The sequence below is a fragment of the Gemmiger sp. An120 genome, assembly GCF_002160955.1.
Lineage (GTDB): Bacteria > Bacillota > Clostridia > Oscillospirales > Ruminococcaceae > Gemmiger_A > Gemmiger_A avium.
On record NZ_NFLN01000008.1, the window covers coordinates 1 to 12,865 of the forward strand.

Sequence of the window (12,865 nt, forward strand, 5' to 3'; positions counted from 1 at the left end):
CGCGCGGACCGAAATGGTCCGCGCGGGCCTTGTTTTTGCTTTTCCCTATGGCCGGAGTATTCCGGCCATGATTTTCGGGGGGCCGGGCCTGCGAAGCAGCCAAAGCCCCGGTGGGGCTTTGGACCGGCAGCGCGGTCGGCGATGCCGGGCGGGCGCATCGTTGTTGCGACCGCAGCGCCGGGGGGACAGGTTCTGTCCCCCCATATCGGCCTTTTACAGCTTGGAGATATCCACCAGCTCCACGTCGTCCAGGGTGCGGCCGCTCTTGAGGCAGTCCACCAGGGCGCGGGCGGTGTCGATGGCGGTCAGGCAGGGGATGCTCAGCTCCACCGTCTTGCGGCGCAGCTTCACGCTGTCCAGCTTGGGGCTGCGGCCCTTGGCGCTGGTGCTGATGACGTAATCCACCAGGCCGCTTTCCAGCAGATCCTGCAGGTTGGGCCGGGCCTCGCTGAGTTTGCGCACCTCGTTGCAGGGGATCATCTGGTTGTTCAGATAATGCGCCGTACCGCTGGTGCCGTACAGCTTGTAGCCCATCTGCTTGAGCTGCCAGGCGATGTCCGCCACTTCCGGCTGATCACTGGTCTTGACGGTGATGATGCAGCAGCTGCCGGGGCCGGGCTTCTTGAAGGCGTAGCCCGCGGCCACCAGGCCTTTCAGCAGCGCGTCCTGGAAGGTGGGCGCGATGCCCAGCACCTCGCCGGTGCTCTTCATCTCGGGGCCCAGCTGGGTGTCCACGTCGTGCAGCTTTTCAAAGCTGAACACCGGCACCTTGACCGCCACGTTGGCCGCGTCCGGGTACAGGCCGATGCCGTAACCCATCTCCCGCAGCTTCTCGCCCAGGCAGCAGCGCACCGCCAGCTCCACCATGGGAACGCCGGTCACCTTGCTGATGTAGGGCACGGTGCGGCTGGACCGGGGGTTCACCTCGATCACGTACACCTGGCCGTTCTGCACCACGTACTGGATGTTCACCAGACCCACGACCTTCAGCGCCCGGGCCAGACGGCCGGTGTAGTCCACCAGGGTGGCGCGGACCCGCTGGGTCAGGTTCTGGGGCGGATAGACGCTGATCGAGTCGCCGGAATGGATGCCCGCCCGCTCGATGTGCTCCATCATGCCGGGGATCAGGAAATCCTCGCCGTCGCAGATGGCGTCCACCTCACACTCGGTGCCGGACAGGTACTTGTCCACCAGCACCGGGTTGGCCATGTCCACATGGCTGGTGATGATGGCCATGTACTCGGTCACGTCCTCGGGGCTGTGGGCGATGATCATGTTCTGACCGCCCAGCACGTAGCTGGGACGCAGCAGAACCGGGTAGCCCAGCTCCTCACCGGCCGCCAGGGCTTCCTCGGTGGTAAAGACGGTGGTTCCCTTCGGACGGGGGATACGGCAGCGCTCCAGCAGCTCGTCGAACCGCTCCCGGTCCTCGGCCTCGTCGATGGCGTCGGCGGGGGTGCCCAGGATGCGCACGCCTTTTTCCGCCAGATGCTTGACCAGCTTGATGGCGGTCTGGCCGCCGAACTGCACCACGCAGCCCCAGGGCTGCTCGGTGGCGATGATGTTGTCCACGCTCTCCGGGTTCAGCGGGTCGAAGTACAGCCGGTCGCCGGTGTCAAAGTCGGTGGAGACGGTTTCCGGGTTGTTGTTGACGATCACCGCTTCGCAGCCGTGCTCCTTCAGGGTCCACACCGCGTGCACGCTGCAGTAGTCGAACTCGATGCCCTGGCCGATACGGATGGGGCCGGAGCCGAATACCAGCACCTTTTTCCGGTTCGGGTCGCTGGTCTGGGCGATGAACTGGGCGGCCTCGTTCTCCTCGTCGTAGGTGGAGTAGAAATAGGGGGTGCGGGCGGCAAATTCCGCGGCGCAGGTGTCCACCATTTTATACACAGCGTTGATTTTGCAGGGAATCTCCTGACCGGACAGCCGCTTGATGGTCTTGTCCAGGAAGCCGAACTTCTTGGCGGTGCGGTACTTCTCCTCGGTCAGTTCGCCCTCGGCCAGGCCCTTTTCCAGGTCGGCCAGGTGCTGCATCTTGTCCAGGAACCAGTGGTCGATCTTGGTGATGTCGTAGATCACATCGTGGGCCACGCCCCGCTTGAGGGCCTCGTAGACCACGAACGCCCGGTCGGAGTCCTGCACATGCAGCTTGTCCACCACCTGCTCGTCGGTCAGCTCGGCCAGTTCGGGCAGGGTCATGCTGTCCAGGCCCAGCTCCACGCTGGAGACGGCCTTCATGAGGGCGGTTTCAAAGTTGTTGCCGATGGCCATGACCTCGCCGGTGGCCATCATCTGGGTGCCCAGGGCCTTGTTGGCGTAGACGAACTTGTCAAAAGGCCACTTGGGGTACTTGACCACCACGTAGTCCAGCGCGGGCTCGAAGCAGGCGCAGGTCTCGCCGGTCACGTCGTTGGTGATCTCGTCCAGGGTGTAGCCGATGGCGATCTTGGTGGCCACCTTGGCGATGGGATAGCCGGTGGCCTTGGAGGCCAGCGCGGAGGAACGGCTCACACGGGGGTTGACCTCGATGACCGCGTACTCAAAGCTGTCCGGCTTCAGGGCAAACTGGCAGTTGCAGCCGCCCTCGATGCCCAGCTCGCTGATGATATCCAGCGCGGCGGTGCGCAGCATCTGGTATTCCTTGTCGGAGAGGGTCTGGCTGGGGGCCACCACGATGGAGTCGCCGGTATGCACGCCCACCGGGTCCAGGTTCTCCATGTTACAGACGGTGATCACGTTGCCGGCGGCGTCCCGCATGACCTCGTACTCGATCTCTTTCCAGCCGGCGATGCACTTTTCGATCAGCACCTGATGGATCGGGGACAGGCGCAGGCCGTTGGTGCCGATCTCCTGCAGCTGCTCCTTATCCTGGCAGATGCCGCCGCCGGTACCGCCCATGGTGAAAGCCGGGCGCACGATGACCGGGTAGCCGATCTCGTCGGCAAAGGCCAGGGCGTCCTCCAGGGTATTGACCACCTTGCTGGGGATGCAGGGCTGGCCCAGCTTCTCCATGGTGTCCTTGAACAGCTGCCGGTCCTCGGCCCGGTCAATGGTCTCGGGGCGGCAGCCCAGCAGACGCACGCCGGCCTTTTCCAGATAGCCGCTGCGGGCCAGTTCCATGGCCAGGTTCAGGCCGGTCTGGCCGCCCAGGTTGGGCAGGATGGCGTCCGGCTTTTCCTTTTCGATGATGCGTTCCACCACCCGGGCCACCAGCGGCTCCACATACACCCGGTCGGCGATGTCCGGGTCGGTCATGATGGTGGCCGGGTTGGAGTTGACCAGCACCACCTCGATGCCCTCGCTCTTGAGGGCGCGGCAGGCCTGGGTGCCGGAGTAGTCAAACTCCGCCGCCTGGCCAATGATGATGGGGCCGGAACCGATCACCAGCACCTTTTTGATGGATGTATCCTTAGGCATGGCGATCCTCCTTGCTCTCGTTGATGCGCTGGATAAAGGTGTCGAACAAAAATTCGGTGTCGTGGGGGCCGCCGCAGGCTTCCGGATGGAACTGCACGGTGAAGCAGTTCCACTGGGAATACTGCACGCCCTCACAGGTGCCGTCGTTGGCGTTCACATGGCTCACCGCGCCCACTTCGGCGGGCAGGCTCTCGCCCACCACCGCATAGCCGTGGTTCTGGCTGGTGATGTAGGTGCGGTGGGTGCCCACCTGGGTGACCGGCTGGTTGGCGCCGCGATGGCCGTATTTCAGCTTGGTGGTCGCCGCGCCCGCCGCCAGGGCGGTGAGCTGATGGCCCAGGCAGATGCCGAAGGTGGGGATGCCGCTGTCCAGCATGACCCGCAGACGGGCGATCAGGTCCACGTTCTCGGCCGGGTCGCCGGGGCCGTTGGAGAGCATGAGCCCGTCCGGCGCCAGGGCGGCCAGCTCCTCCGGGGTGGTGGTGGAGGGCAGCACGGTGACATGGCAGCCCCGCTTGACCAGGCAGCGCAGGATGTTGGCCTTGCAGCCGAAGTCCAGCAGCGCCACATGAGGCGCGCCGCCGATGTTGTGCTCGGTGCGCTCTTCACAGGTGACCGACACCACCGCGTCGGTGACGGCATAGCCCTGGATGCGGGCCATCAGGTCAGCCCGGGCGGCTTCGTCCATCTTGTCGTACTCGGTGGTGATGGCGCCGTTCATCACGCCGCTCTCCCGCAGCACGCGGGTCAGGCGGCGGGTATCCAGGCCCTGGATGCCCACAACCCCGTTGTCCTTCAAAAAGGCGTCCAGGGTCATCTCACAGCGGAAGTTGGAGGGGGCGGCGCAGGCTTCCCGCACGATGTAGCCCCGGGCCCATACCCGGCCGCTCTCCTTGTCCTGGCTGTTCATGCCGTAGTTGCCGATCAGGGGGTAGGTCTGGGTGATGATCTGGCCGTAGTAGCTGGGGTCGGTGAGGGTCTCCTCAAAGCCCACCATGCCGGTGGCAAAAACCACCTCGCCGATGGTGGTGCCGGGCAGGCCCAGGCTTTCGCCCTCAAAAATCTGGCCGTTGGCCAGCAGTAAGATCGCTTTCATGGGCGCACCCCTCAGCGGTTTTCGGCCTTCTGGGCCATCTTGCGGCTGCCCAGATGCACCAGCGGCAGCTTGCCCTCGGCGCACAGGGGGCACTCCTCCGGCAGGTAGTTGGGCAGGTCCAGCTTCACGGCGCTGGCCACGATGGGAATGGGGCTGGGCGCTTCGGCCTTGGTGCGGTCCACCACGCAGGCGATGCCCACGCAGACGCCGCCGTGGGCCTCGATCACGGCCTTGGTCTCCAGGCTGGAGATGCCGGTGGTGACCACGTCCTCGGCAATGATGCAGCGCTCGCCGGGCTGGATCTCAAAACCGCGGCGCAGGGCCATCACGTTGTCCACACGCTCGGTGAAGATGGCGCGGCGGCCCAGCTGGCGGCCCAGTTCGTAGGCGTAGACAATGCCGCCCATGGCCGGGCCCACCACCACGTCAATGTTCAGCTCCCGCAGCTTGTCCGCCACCGGGGCCATCACAACCGCGGCCTTGTCCGGCCACTGCTGCAGTTTGGCACACTGGCAGTAGATGCCGCTGTGACGGCCGCTGCTCAGCAGGAAATGGCCCTCCAGTACGGCTTCGCATTCTTTCATGATCTGCAACGCTTCGCTCATTTTTCTCTCCCTTTCTTTATACACAGCCTCGGATTTCGTCCAGGTCTTTTACCCCATGGTCATCGCACCAGGTCTGGATGCCCGCCGCGATCTCGGCGGCGATACCCGGCCGGATGAAGTTGGCGGTGCCCACCTGGATCGCCGTGGCCCCCGCCATGATGAACTCGATGGCGTCACAGGCGCTGGCGATGCCGCCCAGGCCCACCACCGGAATCTGTACCGCGTGGCACACCTGGTGCACCATCCGCAGGGCGATGGGCTTGATGGCCGGGCCGGACAGGCCCGCGTACACATTGTTGAACACCGGTTTGCGGCGCTCGATGTCGATGGCCAGGGCGGTGAAGGTGTTCACCAGGCTCACCCCGTCGGCCCCTGCCTCCTGGCAGGTGCGGGCCATGGCCACCAGGTCCTCGGCCTGGGGGCTCAGCTTGACGATCAGCGGCTTCTTGGTGGCGGCGCGCACCCGGCGCACCACCTCCCGGGCGCTCTCGCACTTCACGCCGTAGGCGATGCCGCCCGCTTTCACGTTGGGGCAGCTGATGTTCAGTTCAATAATCGGCACCTCGGTGGCGTCCAGCAGGGCCGCGCCCGCCTCGTAATCCTCGATGGAAGCGCCGCCCAGGTTCGCCAGCACCGCCGGGCCCAGCTTGAGCATGGAGGGCAGTTCGTGGTCGATGAAGTGCTGCACGCCCGGGTTCTGCAGGCCGATGGAGTTGATCAGCCCGGCGGGGGTCTCCACCAGGCGGCGGCCCTCATTGCCGTACTTGGGCACGTAGGTCACGCCCTTGCTGCAGATGCCGCCCAGGGCGCTCACGTCCATGAAATCGGTGTATTCCTGGCCGTAGCCGAAGGTTCCGCTGGCGGTGATGACCGGGTTTTTCAGCTCCACCCCGCACAGGTTCACCCGAATGTCCGCTTTACTCATACAGCACCTCCCCGGGGAATACCGGCCCGTCCTTGCAGGTGCTCCTGGGGCCGTTCTTGGTGTGGCAGGTGCAGCCGAGACACGCCCCGATGCCGCAGGCCATGTGGCTTTCCCGGCTGACAAAGACCGGAACCTTTGCCGCCAGGCAGGCGCGGGCGATCTTTTCCATCATCACTTCCGGCCCGCAGACCAGCACCCGGTCAAAGTCGGTGGGGTTCAGCAGCTCGGTCACAAAGCCCTTGTGGCCGAAGCGGCCGCTGTCGGTGGCCAGCTGCACATCGCAGCCCAGGGCCTCGAACTTGTCCAGCACATAGGGCTCGTCCCGGAAACCGGCAAACAGGGTCACAGCGCAGCCCGCGGCCCGCAGCGCCCGGGCGGTGCCCAGCAGGGGGGCCACCCCGATGCCGCCGCCCACCAGGGCCACCTTGGTGCCCGCGGGCAGGTCGGTGTCAAAGCCGTTGCCCAGCGCGCCGGTGAGTTCCAGCGTGTCGCCGGGTTCCAGGGCGCTCAGCAGGCGGGTGCCCTCGCCCCGCACTTCAAACAGGAAGTCCACCCAATCCTCGCCCCAGTCGTGGACGCTGATGGGGCGGCCCAGCAGGGGGTCTTTGCCCTGCCAGCCGCGCAGCATGAAGAACTGCCCGGCCCGCACCGGCCCGTCCCAGCCGGCGCGCAGCTGCCAGACGGTGTCGGTGACCCGGGTCATGGCCAGTACCGGGGCCTGTGTGGTATGTTTCGCCATTCTTTAGCCCTCCAGACGGGCGCACTCGGCGGCGATGGCCGCGCGCATGTGCTCGCACTCGTTGCGGGCGGCCTGGTCAAAGGCCACGCCGGGCTGTTTCTTCCAGGCCAGCAGCACGCTGCGGCTGCTGTTCACCACACCGCCGTTGCCCTTGGTCAGGTACTGGGCGATGTCGGCGGCGGTGCCGCCCTGGGCGCCGTAGCCGGGGATCAGGAAGAAGCTGTCCTGGTAGCGGGCGCGGATCTCCGCGGCTTCCTCGATGTGGGTGCCGCCGATCACCAGGCCCAGGCTGGAGTAGCCGCTCTCGCCCAGGCACTCTTTGCCCATGGCGTTGAGCTTGTCGCCCACCATGTCATAGACGTGGCGGCCGTCGGCCAGCTTTTCGTACTCAAAATCCTTCGCGCCGGGGTTGGAGGTGCGCACCAGCACGAACAGGCCCTTGCCCTTTTCGGTCACGTAGGGCATGTAGGGGCGGATGGAATCCAGGCCCATGTAGGGGGCCAGGGTCACGTAGTCGGCCTCGAACTCCCCGTCCAGATGGGCCTTGGCGTACATCTCGGCGGTCTTGGCGATGTCGCCCCGCTTGATGTCGGCGATGACCGGCAGACCGGCTTCCCGCACCATCTTCAGGGTCTCGGCGTAGGCGCGCAGGCCGTCCAGGCCCAGGGCCTCGTAGTAGGCGATCTGCACCTTGAAGCAGCCGGCCACGTCCTTGGTGGCCTCAAAGATCGCCCGGTTGAACCGCACCAGGTTCTCGCCGGCGGTCAGCTCACTGCGCACAAAGTCGGCAGGCAGGTAGCTGGGGTCCGTATCCAGCCCCACGCAGACAGGGCCGCGCTGGGCCACCGCGTCGTACAGCTTGTCCATGTTGGTTTTCATGATTGTTTCCTCCTTGCAGCAGTGTTTGTTCAGGCTTTGTAGGTGATGCGGCCGTCCCGGATGGTCAGGACCACCCGGCCGGCCAGGGTCTGGCCGTGGTAGGGGCAGTTGTGGCTCTTGGAGTGCAGCTTGTCCTTATCCACCGTCCATGCCGCGTCCAGGTCCACCAGGGTCAGGTCCGCGTCCGCGCCCACGGCGATGCGGCCCTTGTTGTCCAGACCCAGGATGGCGGCGGGGAACCGGCTCATAAGGGCTTCCAGCAGGTAGAGTTCCAGCCCCTGTTCCTTACATAATTTAGTATAGCATGCAGCGAAGGCAGTCTCCAGCCCCACCATGCCCGCCGCGCCTTTTTCTTTGTCCTCGTCGGAGTGGGGGGCGTGGTCGGTGGCGATGGCGTCTACCGCGCCGGTGCGGATGCCCTCGATCAGGGCAGCCACGTCGTCGGCGGTGCGGATGGGGGGATTCACCCGGTAGTCGCTGTCGGCGAACCACAGGTGGTGGGGGGTGACCTCACAGGTCACCGGCACGCCCCGGCTCTTGGCGGCGGCGATGGCCTCGATGGCCTCGCGGGTGCTCACATGGCACATATGCAGCCGGGTGCCGTAGTACTCGCACAGGTGCAGGTTGCGCACCGTTTCCAGGTTTTCGGCCAGGCGGTAGTCCCAGGGGCTGACCTCCCGGTCCTCGGCGTGGCTCATGATGGTGATGCCCCGCTGGGAGCAGATGGCGAACGCCTTGGCCATCACATTGGCGCTCTGCACGCCGTTGCCGTCCTCGGTGACAAAGCGCAGGTCCTCGGGCAGGGTTTTCAGGTGGTCCAGGGTCTTTCCGTCAAAGTTCTCGGTGATGGAGACGGTCTGGTTGACCCCCACCAGGCCGATCTGTTCCGCCTGGGCCATGATGGCGTGGGCCTGTTCCCCGCTGGAGCACACGGGTTTTGTGTTGGGCATCAGGTTCACGAAGGTGTACCCGCCCGCGGCGGCGGCAGCGCTGCCAGTGGCGATGTCCTCCTTGTATTCAAAGCCAGGGGTGCGCCAGTGGCAGTGCAGGTCGATGAAGCCGGGCAGCAGGGTACGGCCGGCGGCGTTGAGCACCTCCTCGCCGGATTCCGGGGCCAGGGACAGGCCGATGGCCGCGATCTTGCCGCCGGCAAGGCGCAGATCCACGGCGCTGCCGTCGGACAAACGGGCATTCTGAATGAGCATGGCAGGGCCTCCTTACAGGTTTTGGGCAAAAAAAAACTTTTCCCCGAAAGGAAAAGTCAAAACAACGGGCACCGGCCCCGCAGCGGAAAACGGCGGGGCAGAAAAATGGAGGCAGCCAGTGCAAATTCTTTACACAAAACGGCCACCCCCTTTACATTTCGGTCTATTCTATCATACCGCGCGGGGGATGTCAACCACAAAAAACGACAGAAGCCGGCATCCGTTTTTTGGGGGACGCGGGGCCGGGGCGTTCCGGTTGCGCGGCGGGGGGCGTGTGGTGTATAATAGGTGGCAAATACGCGCAGCAGGAGGGGAAAGTATGGGCCTTTTGGCAGATGCCCGCAACATGCAGAGCAAGGACCCGGCGGCCACCAGTCTGGCCCAGGTGATGCTGCTGTATCCGGGTTTTCATGTGTTGATTTTTTATAAGGTGGGGCACTGGCTGTACCGGCACAAGCGGTTTTTTCTGGCCAGGATGGTAAGCCAGTGGGGCCGGGGGTTCACCGGCATTGAGATTCATCCCGGGGCTACCATCGGGCCGGGGCTGTTCATTGACCACGGCATGGGGGTGGTGATTGGCGAGACCGCCGAGATCGGCGCCAACTGCACCATCTATCATCAGGTGACCCTGGGCGGTACCGGCAAGGATACCGGCAAGCGGCATCCCACCCTGGGGGACAATGTGCTGATCGGCGCGGGGGCCAAGGTACTGGGCCCGGTGGTGATCGGGGACAACGCCCGCATTGCGGCGGGCAGCGTGGTGCTGAGCTGCGTGCCGCCCAACTGCACGGTGGCGGGGGTGCCCGCCGTGGTGGTGCGCCGGGACGGTGCCAAGGTGCGGCCCAGCGACGATCTGGATCAGCGGGATATCCCGGACGTGCTGCACGAGCAGCTGCGCCGGATGGAAAAGCGGCTGGCCGCCCTGGAATGCCGGGACGCCCGCCGCGGCGCCGACGAACTGCCCGACGAGGCGGACGAGACGCGGCGATAATGGCCGATCTGGGGGGAATCAACGATTCCCCCCAGCCCCCCGGAAATCAGGGCCAAATACATTTGGCCCTGGGGAACAGTATAAAGATAAGGCCGGTGCGTACACGGAATACGCACCGGCCTTGTTTTATTTTGTCTTGAGGGCCGAGTATTCGGCCCGACAGATGGGGGGCTGGGGGACTGGTCCCCCAGATTGGCCCCTGCCCGCTTACCCCCGCGGGCTGCCGTCCTTGTTGAAGCGGCGGCGCAAAGCGTGCTCGGTGGCGGGGATGACCGCCAGCAGGATAACCAGCTGCACCACCGCGAGCGCGCCGCCCACCAGGCCCACCGTATCGGCGTCCCGGCCCCATACCGGCAGCATGCCCAGCGCCGACAGGGGCAGCATCACCAGCCCGCCGCGCCACATCAGCCGCCCGGCGTACTGGTTGGCAAACTGCCAGGTAAACTCATTTTTCATCGACAGGGTGGTGCGGTACCCGTAGACCCACTGGATGGTCTTGGGGGTATGCCGCCACATGAACCAGCCGAACAGCGCCAGCAGCCCCGGGATCAGCAGCACCATACAGAGCATGAAGAACCAGAATCCCATTGTCGCGCCTCCTTTATTCGCCCAGCTCGAACTCCAGCAGAACATCGCTGCGGGCGTCCCAGCTGTCGTACCGCAGTTTTACCCGGGCGCTCTGCCCCTCTTCCACATACAAAAGGTGACACACCTCCACGCTGCAGCCCGCCGGCAGCACCGGCCGGGCAGACAGGGCGGTATCCGCGTCATCGCTCCAGGGATAGAGGGTATCGCCGCCCTCGGTGTACACCAGGTCATAGGCATCCAGCGACAGGCTGCGGTCGCTCTGGTTTTCCAGCGTGTAGCGCACCTCGTACCAGTCCCGCCAGTCGTCCGGGCGGTCGGGCGAGGCCACAGGGGTTATGGTCAGATCCCGCGCCGCCATCTGCACCGGCACCGCGTCGCCGCTGTCCAGGCTCATCACCAGGCAGATCAGGCCCGCCCAGAACACCGCCGCGCAGGCCAGCAGGCTGACCCACCATTTCACCGAATGTTTCATGCCTCGCTCGCCTCCTCCCAGTCAAGGGTCAGGGTTATCACCGTGCGGGTGTGGGGATCGTATTCCTCGTCCAGAACCTGATCCTCCAGGCAGAGCACGGCCGCCTCGTCGGCAGGCCCGGCCAGATACAGCCAGCCGTCCAGCGCGTCCCAGCTGGTCAGGTCATAGGAAGCCACCGACTCCGCGGCCAGTTCCGGCCAGAGCCGCTCCAGCTCGTAGTCCTCCAGCATCTGCCAGTATCCGCCGCCCGCGTACAGGCTGACCGCCGCCTCCGCGCGGGAGTTCCAGTCCTCCAGTTCGGGGGCGCTTACCCGCACCCGGTACAGCTGCCAGCCCTCGGGCAGGCCGGCGGTGCGGCCGGTAAGCCGCTGGGGCTGGGTAAAGGTCATCTCTCGGCCCGCCGCCGTTACCGCCTGGCCCGCCTGGGCCGCGATGGTATCGGGCAGGTGTGTATTGTCGGCCTGGGGCGGCTGCATCAGCCCGCTCAGGGCAAAGAACACAAGGCCCAGCCCCGCCAGCGCCACCCGCAGCCACAGCAGGCTGCTGCCCCGGCGGGCGGCGGTGCGGACGGCCGACGGCCGGCGCAGGGTGCCCCGCACCCCGCCCAGCCCGCCGGTTTCCGGGCCGAAATCCGGCGCAGGGGCCGCTTCCGGGGCCGCCTGTGCCGCGGGACGGGCCGCGAACGCCCCGCAGGCGGGGCACTGGCCATCCTGTTTGTCATAATCGAACATTTTGCCGCAGCTTTCACACCGGATCAGCATGAGGCATCCTCCTTTTTTCTGTAACAAAAAAGCCGGGCACCCCGCAGGGGTCCGGCCGGCAGTTTACCCCTTGATTTTGCGGGGGCTGTAGGTATTCATGGCGCTCTGATCCAGGGCGGCCGCGGCGGCGCCCTCGTCGGCCAGCTGCTGCTGCAGCTCGTCGTACTTAAAGCCCCACAGCGCATCATCCCGCAGGGTGTCCAGGGTGGTGGTGTCGTTGAACACCGCCTCCTTGACCACAACCACCGCGCCGTAGTTGTAGCCGGTGCTCTCCAGGGCCCGGACCTCGCCCTCGGCCATGGCCTTGACCTGCTCGGCGGCGTCCTCACCCAGGTAGCTGGTCAGGGTGTCGTAGTTCACCAGCGCGCCGGTGACCATATAGTTGGCGGCGGAATCCGCCCCCATGCCGTTGCCCAGCAGCTCGCCCACCTGGGGCAGATACTCCTCGGCCATGGCCTGCAGATCCTCGGAAGAGGTGGTCTTGCCGGCGGCCTCCTGGGCCATCTCCAGCACCTGTGCCTGCTGATCTTCGTCCAGGGTGGAGAAGGTGCTCATATCAAAATAGGGCAGCAGCAGATAGCTGAAACGGAAGAAGTTCTCCTCCGCGTAGGCGGTCAGATCCGCGTCGGACACCGGCTCGGTGCCGTCCTGGCCGTAGAGCATATCCAGCAGGGCTTCCTGCTTGTAGCTGTTCTCGGCCCAGGCCATCAGGCTCTGGTACCCGATGCCGTTGGCGGTGTAGGTGTCCTCCATGCTCTCCCACTGGGTGTCCACCTGCTCGGTGATCAGGGCCAGGTCGCTCTCGGAGAGCTCACCGCCCATCTCGGCGTACTTCTGCTCGGCGGCGGCGTAGCGGTACACCCCCTCCAGGGTCTTGGCGGAAACATAGTCCGCGCCGGTGGTCTCGTTGCCGTCCTCGTCGGTGATGGTGGCTTTCAGCACCGCGTTCACGTCGGTCTCAGAGGCCAGGGCCTTGGCCTGCACAAAGGCCTCGTACTGGGCCAGCAGATACACACCGGCGGGGATGGAAGTGCTGCCCACCGTGCCCACGGTGTCGGGGGTCTTGATGGCGCAGCCGGCCAGCAGCAGCGCCGCTGCCAGGCCCAGCGCCAGGATCTTTGTCAGCTTTTTCAAAACGGTTGCTCCTTCATATCAACGGCCCGCGGGCGGGCCGGGTCTGTATC

12 protein-coding genes are annotated in these 12,865 nt (G+C 65.5%); 1 reads left to right on the forward strand and 11 read right to left on the reverse strand.

Annotated features, from left to right (window positions below):
• Window positions 1–213: 213 nt before the first annotated feature.
• The 7 genes from carB to B5E65_RS08160 are packed head-to-tail and all read right to left on the reverse strand — an operon-like array spanning window position 214 to window position 8,869.
• Window positions 214–3,420, reverse strand: coding sequence for a carbamoyl-phosphate synthase large subunit (gene carB, locus B5E65_RS08130; RefSeq protein ID WP_087171275.1), 3,207 nt, complete (start codon window positions 3,418–3,420; stop codon window positions 214–216).
• Window positions 3,413–4,516, reverse strand: a complete 1,104-nt coding sequence (locus B5E65_RS08135; protein ID WP_087171276.1) for a carbamoyl phosphate synthase small subunit — start codon at window positions 4,514–4,516, stop codon at window positions 3,413–3,415. The genes carB and B5E65_RS08135 overlap by 8 nt, the downstream gene beginning before the upstream one ends.
• Window positions 4,517–4,527: 11 nt before the next feature.
• The gene (pyrE, locus tag B5E65_RS08140; protein WP_087171277.1) at window positions 4,528–5,121 is read right to left on the reverse strand and encodes an orotate phosphoribosyltransferase; all 594 of its coding nucleotides are present in this window, start codon (window positions 5,119–5,121) and stop codon (window positions 4,528–4,530) included.
• Window positions 5,122–5,137: 16 nt separating this feature from the next.
• Window positions 5,138–6,046, reverse strand: a complete 909-nt coding sequence (locus B5E65_RS08145) for a dihydroorotate dehydrogenase (RefSeq protein ID WP_087171278.1) — start codon at window positions 6,044–6,046, stop codon at window positions 5,138–5,140.
• Entirely contained in the window at window positions 6,039–6,785 is a 747-nt protein-coding gene (locus B5E65_RS08150; protein ID WP_087171279.1) for a dihydroorotate dehydrogenase electron transfer subunit, read from the reverse strand. Before B5E65_RS08150 ends, B5E65_RS08145 begins: the two co-directional genes overlap by 8 nt.
• A gap of 3 nt (window positions 6,786–6,788) precedes the next feature.
• Entirely contained in the window at window positions 6,789–7,664 is an 876-nt protein-coding gene (gene pyrF, locus B5E65_RS08155) for an orotidine-5'-phosphate decarboxylase (protein ID WP_087171280.1), read from the reverse strand.
• Between the two features lie 29 nt (window positions 7,665–7,693).
• The gene (locus tag B5E65_RS08160; RefSeq protein WP_087171281.1) at window positions 7,694–8,869 is read right to left on the reverse strand and encodes a dihydroorotase; all 1,176 of its coding nucleotides are present in this window, start codon (window positions 8,867–8,869) and stop codon (window positions 7,694–7,696) included.
• Between the two features lie 319 nt (window positions 8,870–9,188).
• On the opposite strand from B5E65_RS08160, the gene epsC reads away from it, so the two are divergent.
• Window positions 9,189–9,860, forward strand: coding sequence for a serine O-acetyltransferase EpsC (epsC, locus tag B5E65_RS08165; RefSeq protein ID WP_087171282.1), 672 nt, complete (start codon window positions 9,189–9,191; stop codon window positions 9,858–9,860).
• Window positions 9,861–10,067: 207 nt separating this feature from the next.
• On the opposite strand, the gene B5E65_RS08170 is transcribed toward epsC, so the two are convergent.
• The 4 genes from B5E65_RS08170 to B5E65_RS08185 form a co-directional block, all read right to left on the reverse strand.
• Window positions 10,068–10,448, reverse strand: a complete 381-nt coding sequence (locus B5E65_RS08170; RefSeq protein WP_158098545.1) for an SdpI family protein — start codon at window positions 10,446–10,448, stop codon at window positions 10,068–10,070.
• Between the two features lie 13 nt (window positions 10,449–10,461).
• Complete coding sequence (locus B5E65_RS08175) at window positions 10,462–10,920, reverse strand: hypothetical protein (RefSeq protein ID WP_087171284.1); 459 nt, start codon at window positions 10,918–10,920, stop codon at window positions 10,462–10,464.
• Window positions 10,917–11,681: a TFIIB-type zinc ribbon-containing protein gene (locus B5E65_RS08180; protein ID WP_087171285.1), complete on the reverse strand. Its 765-nt coding sequence runs from the start codon at window positions 11,679–11,681 to the stop codon at window positions 10,917–10,919. Before B5E65_RS08180 ends, B5E65_RS08175 begins: the two co-directional genes overlap by 4 nt.
• Window positions 11,682–11,744: 63 nt before the next feature.
• The gene (locus B5E65_RS08185) at window positions 11,745–12,815 is read right to left on the reverse strand and encodes a hypothetical protein (RefSeq protein ID WP_087171286.1); all 1,071 of its coding nucleotides are present in this window, start codon (window positions 12,813–12,815) and stop codon (window positions 11,745–11,747) included.
• Window positions 12,816–12,865: the final 50 nt, after the last annotated feature.